The following is a 14,705-nucleotide window of genomic DNA, read 5'->3' on the forward strand; positions in this document are numbered from 1 at the left end:
CTCGCTTATTCCGCCGCGACCGCCGGCAGGGCGGCCTTGGCGGCGAGGTAGCTGTCGATCGCGGCGGCGGCGTCGCGGCCGTCGCGGATGGCCCAGACGACGAGGCTGGCGCCGCGGACGATGTCGCCGGCGGCGAAGATGCCGTCGACGGCGGTCATCATGGTCTTGTGGTCGACCTTGACCGTGCCCCATCTGGTCACCGGCAGGCCCGGCGCGTCGAAAAGGGTCGGCAGGTCCTCGGGGTCGAAGCCGAGCGCCTTGATCACCAGGTCGGCCTCGATGGTCTGGGCCGAGCCTTCGATCACCACCGGTGTCTGCCGGCCGGTGGCGTCGGCGACGCCAAGATGGATCGAATGGGCGCGCACGCCGGTGACGGCATCGTCGCCGTTGAAGGCTTCCGGCGCCGCCTGCCAGACGAACTCCACGCCCTCCTCCTCGGCGTTCTGCACCTCGCGCTGGCTGCCCGGCATGTTGGCGCGGTTGCGGCGGTACAGGCACTTCACCGAGACGGCGCCCTGGCGCACCGCGGTGCGGACGCAGTCCATCGCCGTGTCGCCGCCGCCGATCACCACCACCCGCTTGCCGGCGGCGTTCAGCGAGCCGTCGGCGAATTCCGGCACGTCGTCGCCGAGGCCGGTGCGGTTCGAGGCGGTGAGGTAGTCGAGCGCCGCGACGATGCCCTTGAGGCCGGAGCCCGGGGCCTGGAAATCGCGCGCCTTGTAGACGCCCGTCGCGATCAGCACCGCGTCGTGGCGCGCCCGCAACTCCTGCAGCGTGGCGTCGCGGCCAACCTCGAAGTTGAGATGCAGCGTGATGCCGGCATCGGCCAGCCACTGCGCCCGGCGGGCGACGATCTCCTTCTCCAGCTTGAAGCTGGGGATGCCGTAGATCAGCAGCCCGCCGACCCGGTCGTAGCGGTCGTAGATGTGGACCTGGTAGCCGAGCCGCCGCAGTTGCTCCGCCGCGGCGATGCCGGCCGGGCCGGCGCCGATGATGCCGACCGACTGGCCGCGCTCGACCCGCGGCGCCGGCGGCTTGACCCAGCCCTCGGCCCAGGCGGTGTCGGTGATGAATTTCTCGATCGACCCGATGGTGACCGCGCCGTGGCCCGACTGCTCGATCACGCAGTTGCCCTCGCACAGCCGGTCCTGCGGGCAGATGCGGCCGCAGATCTCGGGCATCGAGTTGGTGGCCGAGGAGATCTCGTAGGCCTCTTCCAGCCGGCCCTCGGCGGTCAGCTTCAGCCAGTCCGGGATGTTGTTGTGCAGCGGGCAATGCACCTGGCAGAACGGCACGCCGCATTGCGAGCAGCGCGAGGACTGCTCCTCCGCCTTCTGCCGGACATAAGGTCCGTAGACTTCGAGCCAGTCGTGCCGGCGGATCTCGGCAGTTCGCTTCGTCGGCATCTCGCCGGCGGTCTTCACGAACTGCAGCATCTTCGTCGCCATGGGCGGGCCCCCTCGTCGCACGGAGTCGAACAAGCCCCGCAGCGGGCGGGGCCGACGCGACATTTACGGATTTCGGCAGGCCCTGGCGAGCAGTTTTTCGCGATTAGGTCACATTTGTTGACTAATTTCGAGTTGTTAAGAGCGATTCGCAGCTAAGACGGCGGGGGCGATCGATTGTTTCAAGAAAAATAGGACCGATTTGGAACCATCGAGAGAATCGACCTTTCCGAGCCATGCAGAGCGGCACTTTCGAACCCTGCCGAGCCGGCTTGACCTCAAGCCGGCTTGAACCTTTACCAGGGTGGCTCCTGCCTTATCGGAGAACCGATTCATGACCGCCACCGATGCCGCCGCAGCGGCCAAGCCTTATGTCTCGATCAGCGTGATCACGCCGAAGCCCGGCCGGTTCGAGGAGTTCATGGAGCTGCAGCTGGCCCAGCACCACCGGGTGCGCGGCCAGGTCCCGGGACTGCGCGGCGGCCGGCTGTTCCGCTCGCTCGATGGCCGCAGCGTCGTGCTGGTCACCGCATTCGAGACGATCGAGGACTCGAAGCGGTTCCGGGAGAACCCGCTCCTCACCGAGCACATGGCGCGGATCCAGCCGCTGCTGGAGAGCGCCATCCAGGCCGGATACGAGACGGCTTACGAGGTGGGCGAGGTTTGACCCCGCAGGTCGAACCGCCAGCCCGCCAAGGCGAGCGCAGCGAAGCCATTCGGCCTGCGACTGCGGAATAGGAGGCGCTTCGGCAGCGTCATTGTCTCGAGGCCGCATCCCGGAACGTTCGCTCGGGTCGGCCGTTTCAGTGGGGAGCGGGTTCAACCCCGTGCCGACAGGCGAGTTTCGAGATGTCGAAGATACTGAAATGCGCAGTGACCGCTGCTGCACTCCTCCTTGTCCCCGCCGTTGCCATGGCCGATCCATGGAAGGACGAGAGCGGCCATGGCCGCTACGGCTGGGGCTGGGGGGATGGAGACTACAAGCAGGAATGGCGCGACGGCCGCTGCAAGTACGAGCGCAAATGGGATGACGGGGAATACAAGGAAGAGATGAAGTGCGATGGTCCGCGGCGCTACCGGCCGCGGGTCTACTATGAGCGTCCGCCCGCCTATTACTATGAGCGTCCGCCGGTGGTGGTCGCCCCGACGCCGCCCCCAGGCATCACCGTCACCATCCCGTTCGACTGATCCGGCGCGGCCGCATTAGCGGCCGTCGACGCCAAGCGCGATCCAACCCCAGGCCAGCGGCATACGAAGAGGTAATTGGACACCGGCCCCCGCCGGGCCTATCGGCTCGGGCCGGTCCAACCTGCCGCCTTCCGCCGATGTCGATCGCGATCAGCGCCCCGCTCCGCCGCTCCGGCGGCGACACCCGCGACCTCCTGCTGCTGCTGGCCGCGCATGTCGTGGTGTGGACCGGCTTCTGCCTTTTGTACCTGGCGCCGTCCGACCTGCCGAACGACATGACCGAGGCCTTCTCCTGGGCCCGGGAACCGCAGCTCGGCTACTACAAGCACCCGCCCTTCTATGCCTGGGTGGTGCGGGCCTGGTTCAGCCTGATGCCCGCGACGGACTGGGCCTTCTATCTGCTGTCCTCGGTCAATGCCGCGATCGGCCTCGCCGCGGTCTGGGCCATCGCCGGCCGGTACCTGTCCGGCCCGTCGCGGCTGGCGGCGGTGCTGCTGCTGGAAGCCCTGCCCTTCGCCACGGTCCAGTCGCTCAACTTCAACGCCAACTCGGTGCTGCTGTCGCTATGGCCGTTGGTCGTGCTGCTGTTCCTGCGCGGCATCGAGCGACGCGACCTGTCGAGCGGCGTGGCGCTGGGTCTGGCGGCGGCCGCGGCGATGCTGGCGAAATACTACAGCGGCGTCATCCTGGCCTGCTGCCTCCTGGCGGCGCTGGTCCATCCCGATCGTCGCCGCATCTTCGCCAGCCCGGCCCCCTATGTCGCCCTGGCGGTGTTCGCCGCCGCGATGGCACCGCATGTGCTATGGCATATCGGCGCCGCCGTCGGGCCGATCCAGTACCTGGCCAGCAAGGGCAGCTCGAAGCCGCTGCAGATCCTCGGCAAGTCCGGGCTGTTCGTCGTCGGCTGCGCCGGCCTGCACGCGCTGCTCGCGGCCGCACTGGCTTGGCTGCGGCAGCGCGGGCGGGACGCCCCGCCGGACAGCCCGCCCCTGGCGCCGTCCGTCGGCCACGGCCGCGCGCTGGCGATCTTCGCCCTCGGGCCGTTCCTGCTGACGGTGCTGATCGCCCTCCTCTTCTCGGTGCGGATCAACACCCATTTCGCCATCCCGATCTTCAGCCTGTCGCCGCTGGCTGCGATCGTCCGGCTGCGCCTGGCGGTCGATCGGGCGGCGCTGCGCCGGCTGGCCCTTCTGGCCGTCGGCGGGGCGCTGCTGCTGCTCGCGGCGGCGCCGCTGGCCGGCGCCTGGACCCTGCGGCACGACATCCAGCAGGCGGCCGAGCCGCGGCGGCTGGTGGCCGAGCAGGTGACGGCGCTGTGGCACCGGCAGATCGGGACGCCGCTCGCCATCGTCGCCGGGACCGAGAGCTACGCCCTGGGCGCGACCTTCTACAGCCCCGACCACCCGACCGACTTCACCGCCTTCGCCCGCGCCTACGCCCCCTGGGTCGACGCCGACCGCCTGCGCCGCGCCGGCCTGGCGGTGATCTGCCGCAAGGACGACGCCTGGTGCCTGGGCGAGGCTGAGAAATATGACGGGCTGGACACATGGCGCACCGGGTTCACCGTCGCCAAGAGGATGTACGGCCTGACCGCGCAGCCCTTCGACTTCGTCGTTATCTTCGTGAAGCCCGGGCAGACCCTGCCGCTCGACCCGATCAGGCTTCGCCCGTTCTGAACGCGGGGATGCGGCCCCCTCCGACTCGGTCTAGGGTGACGGCACAACCCACGGGAGGGGACACCATGCGTAAGAACCAGGCCGCCCCGCGCGGGCGGGTCGAGAGCATCACCGTCGACAGCCGGGTGCTACGGGGCAACCTGCTGGGCGATCCGGCGGAGCGGCGGGTCGACCTCTACATCCCCGCCGGGCATGACGGGCGTGGCCTGCCACTGCTGGTGGACCTGGTCGGCTTCACCGGCAGCGGCCCGTCGCACACCAACTGGAAGAATTTCGGCGAGAACGTGCCGGAGCGCGCGGATCGGCTGATCGCCGAGGGCAAGCTGCCGCCGGTGGTGATCGCGTTCCCGGACTGCTTCACCCGCCTCGGCGGCAACCAGTACATCAACTCCGCCGCCATGGGCCGGTGGGAGGATTTCCTGATCGACGAGATGCTGCCCGCGGTCGAGGCGCGGCTGGGCTGCGGCGGGCCGGGGCGGCGCGGCGTGTTCGGCAAGAGCTCCGGCGGCTTCGGCGCGATCATCCACGCCATGCGCCGGGCCGATGTGTGGAGCGCCGCGGCCTGCCATTCCGGCGATATGGGCTTCGAGCTGGTGTATCTGCAGGACATGCCGAACGTGCTGCGGGCCCTGGCCAAGCACGAGGGCTCGATCGAGCGCTTCGTCACCACGCTGGAGACGGCGAAGAAGACCGCGGATCCGGACATCCACGTGCTGATGCAACTGGCAATGGCCGCGACCTACGACCCGGACCCGTCGCAATTCCTCGGCATCCGCCTGCCGGTCACCCTCGACACCTGCGAGGTGATCGAGGAGCGCTGGGCCAACTGGCTGAAATGGGACCCGGTGCTGATCGTCGATCAATGCGCCGAGGCGCTGCGGTCGCTGAAGGGCCTGTACATCGATTGCGGCGACATCGACCAGTACAACCTGATCTACGGCGCCCGCCGGCTGCGCCGCTCGCTGGAGCGGCTGGGCGTGCCGCACCACTACGGGGAGTTCCCGGACAACCACAGCTCGGTCGACTACCGGATGGACGAGAGTCTGCCCTTCCTGGGCCGGGCGTTGACCGAGTGACGGTCGCGTGGGTTGGGTTGGCCGGTGGCGAACCCAACCCACAGACCAATTGTGTCAGGCCACGCGGTGGCTGCCGCTGCCGAAGCGGCCGCCGGGGCGGTAGCGGTCGAGATAGCTGGGCAGGATCAGCTCGGCCGGGGTCGGCCGGATGCCGAGATCGGCCAGCGTTTTGGCCCCAGGCGACACGACATTATCGATCTTCAATTGCGCCACCTGGTCCGGCGTCAGCAACGGCTTCGGCAACAGGCTGAGCAGTCGCGCCTCCAGCGACGCCACGCCCCAGGACAGCGAGACCAGGCGCTTCCTGCGGCCGGTCTGCTTCAGCGTCAGCTCCATCAACTCGCGGAAAGTGTAGACCCGCGGCCCGCCGAGCTCGTAGGTCTGGCCGGCGGTGCCGTCCTGCTCCAGGCAGGCGACGACCGCCGCGGCGACGTCGCGGACATAGACCGGCTGGAACCGGGTGGTGCCGCCGCCGAACAGCGGCAGGAAGGGCGCGGTGCGGGCCAAGGTCGCGAACAGGTTGAAGAAGCCGTCCTCCGGCCCGAAGACGATGCTGGGCCGCAGGATCGCGGCGCCCGGGAAGGCCGCGCGCACCGCCGCCTCGCCGGCCGCCTTGCTGCGGGCATAGGCCGAGGGGCTGTCGGCCGAGGCGCCGATCGCCGAGATATGGACGACGCGGCTGGCGCCGGCCGCCGCCGCCGCCCGGGCGACGCGGGCCGCGGCCTCGGCATGGATCGCGTCGAAGCGCTGCTTGCCGCGCTCGAACAGGATGCCGACCAGGTTGACCACGGCGTCGGCACCGGCCACCGCGGCCGCGACCGAACCCTCGTCGCGGATGTCGGCGAAGACCGGAACCACCTGGCCGACAGCGCCCGCGGTCTTCAGCGGCAGGGCCCGGTCGGGATGGCGCGAGGCGACGATGATGCGCCAGCCGCGCTGGGCCAGGAGCTGCGCCACGTAGCGGCCGATGAATCCGGTGCCGCCGAAGAGGGTGACCGTCTTTTGGCCGATGAAGTCCGTCATGGTCCTGCCTGCAAACCGAACCGGCCGCCACGGCTGCGGCCCGGCCCCCCTTATATCCGAGCCGCCGCGGGTTTCAAACGGACCGCGCGGAAAAACGACAGGCCCCCGGATGAGGCGCTTGACAAGCCATGATGCGGACACGATATTCCGCGCCGTTCGCCGGGACGCCCAACCGCCCGGGTCCGACTTCGTGGGGCTGTAGCTCAGTTGGGAGAGCGTCTCGTTCGCAATGAGAAGGTCAGCGGTTCGATCCCGCTCAGCTCCACCATCTCCCTCACCTGACGATACGCTGAAGACGCCAACGGCCGAGCGCCCCTGCCGAGACGCCCGGCCGTCGAGACTCGCCCTCAATGGATCGCGCTAGCCGCGTCGCATCAGGCCGGCGACCAGCGTGATCACGAAGATCACCAGCGCGACCCAGAACAGGATCTTGGCGCCGGCCATGGCGGTGCCGGCGACGCCGCCGAAGCCGAACAGGGCCGCGACCAGCGCGATGATCAGGAAGACGACGGCCCAGTGGAGCAGACTGCCGAACATGCGGGCACCTCGTTCTTGTGAGCCGGCCGGCCGACAGCGCCGGCGCGGACGATCCAAGACGAGAACAGGCCCTGCCGCCCGGCAGTTCCCGCTTCGTTCAGCCCGTGGCGATGTATTCCCGGAGGCTCTCCGCCTCGCTCTCGATCTCGTCGAGCCGCGCCTTGACCACGTCGCCGATGCTGATCATGCCGCACAGCAGCCCCTGATCGTCCACCACCGGAAGATGGCGGAAGCGGCGCTGGGTCATCAGCCCCATCAGCTCCGCCACCGTGTCGTCGAGGCCGCAGGTGATGACCGGCCGCACCATGATGGCGGAGACCGGCTCGTCCAGCACGGACGGCCCGCGATCGGCGATGCGGTGGACGACATCGCGCTCGGACAGGATGCCGTCGATGCGGCGGCCGTCGCCCGAGACCACGACCGCGCCGATGCGCTTGTCCCGTAGCAGCGTCACGGCCTCGGCCAGCCGCAGGTTCGGCGCGATATGGATGACGCTGTTCCCCTTCACGTTCAGAATACGGGCAACGTTCATGGCGATTCCCCGATCTGTTCTGAATTTTGGACTATGTTTTTGGGGAATCATAACACGCCTGCGCCGGACAGCGACTCGGCAGATTCCCGGCCTTGTCCTAAAGGCCGGGGCGGTCCTTCGCCATCAGCAGGACCGGGCCGCCTGTATCGTCCAGCCGGTGGAACCCAGCCCCTTCCAGGCAGCGGATGGCGCGATGGTTGGCCCGCGCCGGCCGGGCGAGGATGCGCAGGGCGCGGCCACCCTTCAGCAGCCGGTCGGTATAGGCGCCGAGGAAGGCGGTGCCGAGCCCCTTGCCGACATAGCTCGGCTCGCCGATGAACAGGTCGATGCCGAAGCTGCCGGGCTCGGCATCCCCGCCGGGCGCCGCCGAGACCGCGTCATAGGCCTGCAGATAGCCGATCTGCCGCCCCTGCCAGGCGACCAGCATCGGCTCGGCCCAGTCGGCGGCCATCAGCCGGCGGATCTCACGGATCGCGGTGTCCGGATCGCCCCACCAGGCGCGGACATGCGGCATGGCCAGCCACAGGCGCAAGCGCGGCAGGTCGGAGGGGCGGATCGGCGTGAAGGTGAACATCCGCGCCAGTCTAGCGGGGTTTTCCTGCCGTCACGACCGGAGCCGCTTCAGCTCCGCCGGCGCAGATGCGGGGTCAGCTTCCACTCCACCGCCCGGACGCCCTGGGCCACCACGAAGTTCATGGCGAGGTAGAGGATGCCGGCGGCGGTGAACACCTCGAAGGGCGCGAAGGTGCGCGAGTTGATCTGCTTGGCGATGCCGGTGATCTCCATGATGGTGATGATCGAGGCCAGGGAGCTGGCCTTCACCATCAGGATGATCTCGTTGCCATAGGCCGGCAGCGCCTGGCGGATCGCGATCGGCACGGTGATGCGGCGGAACACCAGCGTCCGCGACATGCCGCAGGCGCGCGCCGCCTCGATCTGGCCGAAGGGCACGGACTGAAGGCCGCCGCGGATGATCTCGCTGGTATAGGCGGCGGTGTTGAGGGCGAAGGCGATCACCGCGCAGGGGAAGGCCTCTCGCAGCGGCCAGTCCCAGACGCCGAGCATCTCCCAGAACGGGCGGAACTGGCCGAGGCCGAAATAGATCAAGAAGATCTGCACCAGCAGCGGCGTGCCGCGGAACACGAAGACGTAGCCGCGGGCGAAGCGCGACAACACGCCGTTGCTGGACATCCGCATCACCGCCAGCAGCATCGCCAGGACGATGCCGATGGCAAGGGCCGGCACGATCAGCTGGATCGTCACCAGAGCGCCGCCCAGCAGCCGGCTGAAGGTGTCGAGGATCAGATCGAGATCCATGGTCAGCCGGCCCGCCGCACGCCGCGGCCGTAATGCGCCTCGGCCCTGCGGAACATCTTGGTCGAGAGGGTGGTGATGACCAGGAACAGCACTGCCGCGGTGATGAAGAACGGGAACGGCTCGCGCGTCGACCGCGCCGCCACCTGGCTGATGCGCATCAGCTCGGTCACGCCGACGACGGAGACGAGGGCCGTGTCCTTCAGGATCAGCTGCCAGATGTTGCCGAGGCCGGGCAGTGCGAGGCGGATGGTCTGCGGCAGGATGATGCGGCGGAACACCATGAAACCGTGCATGCCAAAGGCCCGGCCGGCTTCGATCTGGCCGTGCGGGATGACCTGGATGGCGCCGCGCAGCACCTCGGTCGAATAGGCGCCCGAGATCAGCCCGACGGCGAGGACGCCGATCACGAACTCGTTCAGCCGGAACGGCTCGGTGACGCCGAGCATGCCGAGGATCGCGTTGATCGCCCGCTCATTCCCGAAGAACAGGAGATAGATGATCAGCAGCTCCGGCACGCCGCGGACGACGGTGGTGTAGACCTCCATCAGCCCGCGCAGCACGAACCCACCCCAGACCTTGAGGCAGGCGGCGATCAGCCCGACCACGAGCCCGAAGATGTAGCTGGCGGTAGACAGCAGCACGGTCATCACCGCGGCCTGGACGAACTCGTCCCCCCAGCCCTGGTCGCCCCAGGAGAAGAGCTGCGCCCAATGGAGCAGCGAATCCATCAGTCCTTGCATCCTTGCCGCTGCTGGAACGGAACGGGCGGCCGATCAGACCGCCCAAGGTTTCTTAGTTGCCGGGAACGGCCAGCGGATCGTAGCCGAACCACTGGATCGCCAGCTTGGACAGCGATCCGTCGGCCTTCATGGACTCGATCGCCTTGTCGAGCTTGGCCTTGAGCGCCGTGTCCTCCTTGCGCAGGCCGATGCCGACGCCCTGGCCGAACAGCGGGTTGTCCTTGCCGGTCATGGACGGCCCGAAATGGGTGAAGCCCTTGCCGTTCTCGCTGCCCAGGAAGGCCCCCCAGGACACGCTGTCGTTCAGCCCGGCGTCGATCCGGCCGTTGACCAGGTCGAAATTGAGGTCGTCGACCGTGTCGTAGAGCTTGATGTCCGAATCCTTGAACTCGGCCTCGAGGAAGTTCTGGTGTGTGGTCGAGCGCTGCACGCCGATGGTCTTGCCCTTCAGCGCCGCCTTCACGTCTTGGAGCGTCTTGGCGTCCCTCAGGATCCCGTCCTTGGCGCCGACGAACCAGGCCGGCGTGTCGCTGTAAGGCACCGAGAAGGCGATCTGCTTCAGCCGTTCCTCCGTGATCGACATGCCGTCCATGATGCCGTCGTAGCGCTTGTTCAGCAGCGCCGGGATCATGCCGTCCCAGTCCTGCTGCACGACCTCGCAGGTCATGCCGGTGCGGCGGCACAGCTCGTTGGCGACGTCGACCTCGAAGCCGACGATCTTGCCGCTGGAATCGGTGTTGTTGAAGGGCGGGAAGGCGCCCTCCATGCCGATGCGGAACGTCGCCGCCGCGGCCGTGCCGGCGGCCAGCGCCAGCGCTGCCGCCCCGACCAGGGACAACCAGATCTTCGTCATAGCCTTATCCGTTCTGGAACCTCGGGGGCCCGGTTGGGGCCAGGCGCGGCGAAGACCGCCGCGCCCCCCGTCCTTATTCCTTGATCGAGGTGTCGAAGCCGAACCACTGCACCGACAGCTTGGTCATCGTGCCGTCGGCGTTCATCGAATCCAGCGCCTTGTCCAGCTTCTCCTTCAGCGCCGTATCCTCCTTGCGCAGGCCGATGCCGACGCCGAGGCCGAAGATCGGGTCGTCCTTGCCGGTCAGGCCGGGACCGAAATGGTCGAAGCCCTTGCCCGCATCGCTGGCCAGGAAGTCCTTCCAGCCGAGGCTGTCGGCCAGGCCGGCGTCGACGCGGCCGTTCTGCAGGTCGAGGTTGAGATCGTCCTGGGTATCGTAAAGCCGCACTTCGGCGCCCGGCACCTTGGCTTCGAGGAAGTTCTGGTGGATGGTCGAGCGCTGCACGCCGACCGATTTGCCCTTCAGCGCCTCCTGGATGTCGGCCAAGGTCTTGGCGTCCTTCAGCACGCCGTCCTTCGGCCCGACGAACCAGGCCGGGGTGGTGCTGTAGGGCTTGGAGAAGTTGATCTGCTTCAGCCGCTCCTCGGTGACCGACATGCCGGCCATGATCGCGTCGTAGCGCTTGTTCATCAGCGCCGGGATCATGCCGTCCCAGTCCTGCTGGATGATCTCGCACTTCATCTCGACGCGCTTGCACAACTCGTTGGCGAGGTCGATCTCGAAGCCGACCAGCTTGCCCGAGGCGTCGGTGGCATTGTACGGCGGATAGGCGCCCTCGGTGCCGACCCGCAGCGTGTCCTGGGCCGAGGCCGTGCCGGCGGCCAGCACGAGCGCCGCGGCGCCGATCAACGACAACCAGCTCTTCATCATGAAGTCTCCCGTTCAGATCTGGGACCCAGCGGTCCCGGGTTGGATGGGCCGATTTCCGCGAAACCGCCACGCTTGGTCAAGCTTCGCGGAGAAACGGTTCCCATCAGTGCTGCGCCTTGAGGAACTGGCGCACCCGCTCCGACCGCGGGTTGTCGAACACCTCGGCCGGCGTCCCCTCCTCCTCGGTGCGGCCCTGGTGCAGGAAGATCACCTTGCTCGACACCTCGCGGGCAAAGCGCATCTCATGGGTGACGAGGAGCATGGTGTTGCCCTCCTCCGCCAACTGGCGGATCACCCGCAGCACCTCGCCGACCAGCTCGGGGTCGAGGGCCGAGGTCGGCTCGTCGAACAGCATCACCTTGGGTTGCATCGCCAGCGCCCGCGCGATCGCCGCGCGCTGCTGCTGGCCGCCGGAGAGATGGCTCGGGTAATGGTCGCGCTTGTCGGCGATGCCGACCTTGGCCAAGAGCGCCTCGGCGCGCTCGATCGCCTCCTGGCGCGGCACCTTCAGCACATGCACCGGCGCCTCGATCACGTTCTCGAGCACGGTCATGTGCGACCACAGGTTGAAGCTCTGGAACACCATGCCGAGCGAGGCGCGGATCCGATCGACCTGCTTGCTGTCCTCGGGCTCGGCCTCGCCGGAGCGCAGCTTCTTCATCCGGATCAGCTCGCCGTTGACCCAGACGCGGCCGTCATTGGGGATCTCGAGCAGGTTGATGCAGCGCAGCAGCGTGCTCTTGCCCGAGCCGGAGGAGCCGATGATCGAGATCACGTCGCCTTGCCGCGCCTGCAGCGACACGCCCTTCAGCACTTCGAGCTTGCCGAACCGCTTGTGCAAATCCTCGACGACGATCGCCGCGCTCGACGGCGCCGTGGCGGCCTCAGCAACAGAAACCACGATGGGAAAGCCTCACCCAATTCTTATTTTGTCGAAACAAGCATTGTTTCGCGGCGCCGGTCAACCGCGGCCCGAGGCCGCGTCGCCGCAGCCGTGGGAGCGAAAGTCCAGGGCCGGCTTTCATAACGATTGTTGCGAATACGGGGCCCGTTCCGGTCATCCGGCGCCAGGGGCCGGCAGCTGGACGATGCGCTGCTCGATCGCCCGGCGCTCCGGGCTGCCCTCCTGGAACTGGTCGCGCATCTGCCCCCACAGGCGCCGCGCCTCCTCCGGCTGCCCCGCCTTCTGCGCGGCGACGCCGAGGAACCAGAGGGCGACGAGGTCGTTCGGATCCGCCGCCAGCACCCGGCGCAGCCCGGCCTCCAGCACCGGCGGCACCTCCTCGCCCCGGCCGGCGGCCAGCAGCGCGTCGGCATAGGCGCGGGCGAGGCCGGCGTCGTCCGGCGCCAGCGCCGCGGCGCGGGCATAGGCGTCGGCGGCGGCATCGACCTCGCCCAGCACGCGACGGGCGCGGGCCAGGCGGACCCAGCCTTCGAGATCGTCCGGCGACTGCTGCAGCCGCGCCGCGAGGCCGTCGACCATGCCGCGGATCGCCTTCGCCTGCTCGTCCGGCGGCAGCGACGCGATGGCCGCGGCCGCCCCGTTCGCCGGGGGGGTGGCCCGGGCCGTGGGCGGCTGCGGCTCCGGGATCGCGGTCTTCGGGTCGAGGCCGAGGCGCTGCGCCGTCTCGGTCAGGTGCTGTCGGACCGAGGGCAGCCAGGGTGCGTCGGCCGGCGAATCCCGCATCAGCCCCTGCCACAGCTCCAGCGCCGCGCGGTTGTCGCCGGCCTGGGCGTTGCCGAGCGCCAGGAAGTAGCGGGCGCGGATATCGCCGGGACGCAGCTTCAGCGCCTGCTCGAAGGCGGCGCGCGCGGTGTCGGTGACGGTGCCGCCATTGGCGCCGACCAGGGCCTCCCCGTAACGGCCGGTCAGCTCCGGATCCGCGCCGCCGAGGCCGATGGCGCGGCCGTAGGCGTCGGCCGCCTTGGCGCTGTCACCCAGCTCGCTCCAGCGTCGGCCGAGCTCGATCCAGCCGTCGCGATCCTGCGGCGACGCGGCCAGGCGCTGCTCCAGCGCCCGCGCCTCCGCTACCGCTGTCTGGATCGCCTGTCGCTCGCCCGGATCGCGGCTGGCGAAGGGCTGCGACGGCAGGCCGGGAGCGCCTTCCGCCAGATAGATCGCCAGAGCCGCCGCCGGCAGCAGCACGGCGAGGCCGAATGCGACCCGCCGCAGCGGGACCGCGGTCGCCGGCGCCTGCGGCTTGGCCTCTCCGGCGGCGGCCAACAGACGTCGGCCGATCTCGGCTTTCGCCGCCTCGGCCTCGGCCGGGCCGATCTCGCCGGCTGCGAGCTCACGCTCCAGCTCCTTCAGCTGGTCGCGGTAGATCGCGGCGTCGGAGCCGGACGGAAGCGACGCATCCGTGGCGAACAGCCGGCGCAGCAGCAGCGCCACGGCGCCTGCGGTCATCAGCGCCGCGACGATCCAGAACATCCACCCGGTCACGGCGCCGACTCCTCGTCCAGCAGCCGGGCTAGGCGGCGGCTCTCCTCCGGCGACAGCGGCGGCGCCTCGGCCGGGCGCCGGCGGCGGCGCAGGATCAAGAGGGCGATAGCGGTGAACAGCAGCACCACCGGGCCGAACCACAGCACCAGCGTGCCGGGCTTGAGCGGCGGCCGCAGCAGGACGTAGTCGCCGTAGCGGGCGGTGATGTAGCCCAGAACCTGGTCGTCGGTGTCGCCGGCCGTCAGCCGCTCGCGCACGATGCGGCGCAGGTCGCGGGCCAGGTCGGCGTTGGAATCGTCGATCGACTCGTTCTGGCAGACCAGGCAGCGCAACTCCTGGCTGATGGTGCGGGCGCGCGCCTCCAGCGCCGGGTCGGCCAGCTGCTCCTGCGGCTCGATCGCGCCGGCCGGAGCCGCTGCGACGACTGCCAGCAACAATGCCGCGAGGATGGCTCGCCAGGTCACTTCGCCAGCTCCGCCAACAGCGGCCGGATCTCGCGGTCGACGATGTCGGGTGTCAGCGGGCCGGGATGCCGGTAGCGGATGCGGCCCGCCTTGTCGATGACGAAGGTCTCCGGCACGCCGTAGGCGCCGAGGTCGATGAAAGTGCGCCCGTCGGTATCGGCGCCGATCCGGCGGTACGGGTCGCCGTTGCGCTTGAGCCAGGCCAGCGCGTCCTCCGGCTTGTCCTTGTAGTTGATCGCCAGAACCGGGATGCCGTCCTCGCGGCCGAGCTTGGTGATTACCGGATGCTCGGCCAAGCAGGGCACGCACCAGCTGGCGAAGACGTTCAACAGCATCGGCGCGCCGCCGAAATCGGTGCTGGCCAGGCCATCCGACCGCCCCGGCAGCGGCGCCAGCGAGAATTCCGGCAGCGGCTTGTCGATCAAGGCCGAGGGCAGCGATTGCGGATCGCTGCCGGACAAGAGCTTCGTCCCGATCCCGACGGCCAGGGCAGCGAGCAGAAGCAGCGGCAAAAGAAACAGCAGACGGCGCATCGATGAT

At 69.0% G+C, this 14,705-nt stretch carries 17 protein-coding genes and 1 tRNA gene; 5 read left to right on the top strand and 13 right to left on the bottom strand.

What is annotated here, in order from left to right; all coding sequences use genetic code 11:
- Nucleotides 1-5 precede the first annotated feature (5 nt).
- Nucleotides 6-1,448: an NAD(P)-dependent oxidoreductase gene (locus KXR53_RS13915; RefSeq protein WP_437375774.1), complete on the bottom strand. Its 1,443-nt coding sequence runs from the start codon at nt 1,446-1,448 to the stop codon at nt 6-8.
- A gap of 331 nt (nt 1,449-1,779) precedes the next feature.
- Here KXR53_RS13915 and KXR53_RS13920 point away from each other — a divergent pair, with 331 nt between their 5' ends.
- The 4 genes from KXR53_RS13920 (at nt 1,780) to KXR53_RS13935 (ending at nt 5,385) form a co-directional block, all read left to right on the top strand.
- Complete coding sequence (locus KXR53_RS13920; protein ID WP_437375775.1) at nt 1,780-2,112, top strand: antibiotic biosynthesis monooxygenase family protein; 333 nt, start codon at nt 1,780-1,782, stop codon at nt 2,110-2,112.
- A gap of 245 nt (nt 2,113-2,357) precedes the next feature.
- Entirely contained in the window at nt 2,358-2,633 is a 276-nt protein-coding gene (locus tag KXR53_RS13925; RefSeq protein ID WP_437375776.1) for a hypothetical protein, read from the top strand.
- Between the two features lie 137 nt (nt 2,634-2,770).
- A complete protein-coding gene (locus KXR53_RS13930; RefSeq protein ID WP_437375777.1) occupies nt 2,771-4,309 on the top strand; it encodes a glycosyltransferase family 39 protein in 1,539 nt (512 codons plus the stop codon).
- Between the two features lie 65 nt (nt 4,310-4,374).
- A complete protein-coding gene (locus KXR53_RS13935; RefSeq protein WP_437375778.1) occupies nt 4,375-5,385 on the top strand; it encodes an alpha/beta hydrolase in 1,011 nt (336 codons plus the stop codon).
- A gap of 54 nt (nt 5,386-5,439) precedes the next feature.
- Here KXR53_RS13935 and KXR53_RS13940 read toward each other — a convergent pair whose 3' ends face one another.
- Nucleotides 5,440-6,408, bottom strand: coding sequence for a complex I NDUFA9 subunit family protein (locus KXR53_RS13940; RefSeq protein WP_437375779.1), 969 nt, complete (start codon nt 6,406-6,408; stop codon nt 5,440-5,442).
- 192 nt (nt 6,409-6,600) lie between these two features.
- Between KXR53_RS13940 and KXR53_RS13945 the strand changes: the two genes are divergently transcribed.
- Nucleotides 6,601-6,676 (top strand) — tRNA-Ala (locus tag KXR53_RS13945).
- 92 nt (nt 6,677-6,768) lie between these two features.
- Here KXR53_RS13945 and KXR53_RS13950 read toward each other — a convergent pair.
- From KXR53_RS13950 to KXR53_RS14000, 11 genes are all read right to left on the bottom strand, one after another.
- Nucleotides 6,769-6,933 (bottom strand): DUF1328 domain-containing protein, encoded by a 165-nt coding sequence (locus KXR53_RS13950; protein WP_437375817.1) that lies wholly within the window; start codon nt 6,931-6,933, stop codon nt 6,769-6,771.
- 109 nt (nt 6,934-7,042) lie between these two features.
- Nucleotides 7,043-7,477: a CBS domain-containing protein gene (locus KXR53_RS13955; protein WP_437375780.1), complete on the bottom strand. Its 435-nt coding sequence runs from the start codon at nt 7,475-7,477 to the stop codon at nt 7,043-7,045.
- A 97-nt stretch (nt 7,478-7,574) separates the two neighbouring features.
- Entirely contained in the window at nt 7,575-8,051 is a 477-nt protein-coding gene (locus KXR53_RS13960; protein ID WP_437375781.1) for a GNAT family N-acetyltransferase, read from the bottom strand.
- A gap of 47 nt (nt 8,052-8,098) precedes the next feature.
- The gene (locus KXR53_RS13965; RefSeq protein WP_437375782.1) at nt 8,099-8,794 is read right to left on the bottom strand and encodes an ABC transporter permease; all 696 of its coding nucleotides are present in this window, start codon (nt 8,792-8,794) and stop codon (nt 8,099-8,101) included.
- A gap of 2 nt (nt 8,795-8,796) precedes the next feature.
- Nucleotides 8,797-9,522 carry an ABC transporter permease gene (locus KXR53_RS13970; protein ID WP_437375783.1) on the bottom strand — a complete coding sequence of 242 codons (726 nt, stop codon included), beginning with the start codon at nt 9,520-9,522 and terminating at the stop codon, nt 8,797-8,799.
- A 64-nt stretch (nt 9,523-9,586) separates the two neighbouring features.
- A complete protein-coding gene (locus KXR53_RS13975) occupies nt 9,587-10,387 on the bottom strand; it encodes a transporter substrate-binding domain-containing protein (protein WP_437375784.1) in 801 nt (266 codons plus the stop codon).
- 73 nt (nt 10,388-10,460) lie between these two features.
- Nucleotides 10,461-11,258, bottom strand: coding sequence for a transporter substrate-binding domain-containing protein (locus KXR53_RS13980; protein ID WP_437375785.1), 798 nt, complete (start codon nt 11,256-11,258; stop codon nt 10,461-10,463).
- A gap of 103 nt (nt 11,259-11,361) precedes the next feature.
- Nucleotides 11,362-12,159 (bottom strand): ABC transporter ATP-binding protein, encoded by a 798-nt coding sequence (locus tag KXR53_RS13985; RefSeq protein ID WP_437375786.1) that lies wholly within the window; start codon nt 12,157-12,159, stop codon nt 11,362-11,364.
- A gap of 156 nt (nt 12,160-12,315) precedes the next feature.
- On the bottom strand, nt 12,316-13,701 hold the full coding sequence (gene ccmI / locus KXR53_RS13990; RefSeq protein WP_437375787.1) for a c-type cytochrome biogenesis protein CcmI: 1,386 nt from the start codon (nt 13,699-13,701) through the stop codon (nt 12,316-12,318).
- Nucleotides 13,698-14,165, bottom strand: a complete 468-nt coding sequence (locus tag KXR53_RS13995; RefSeq protein ID WP_437375788.1) for a cytochrome c-type biogenesis protein — start codon at nt 14,163-14,165, stop codon at nt 13,698-13,700. The genes ccmI and KXR53_RS13995 overlap by 4 nt, the downstream gene beginning before the upstream one ends.
- Nucleotides 14,162-14,698 carry a DsbE family thiol:disulfide interchange protein gene (locus tag KXR53_RS14000; protein ID WP_437375789.1) on the bottom strand — a complete coding sequence of 179 codons (537 nt, stop codon included), beginning with the start codon at nt 14,696-14,698 and terminating at the stop codon, nt 14,162-14,164. Before KXR53_RS14000 ends, KXR53_RS13995 begins: the two co-directional genes overlap by 4 nt.
- Between the last annotated feature and the right edge of the window lie 7 nt (nt 14,699-14,705).

The sequence above is a fragment of the Inquilinus limosus genome (genome assembly GCF_051487185.1).
Classification (GTDB): Bacteria; Pseudomonadota; Alphaproteobacteria; order DSM-16000; family Inquilinaceae; genus Inquilinus; species Inquilinus limosus_F.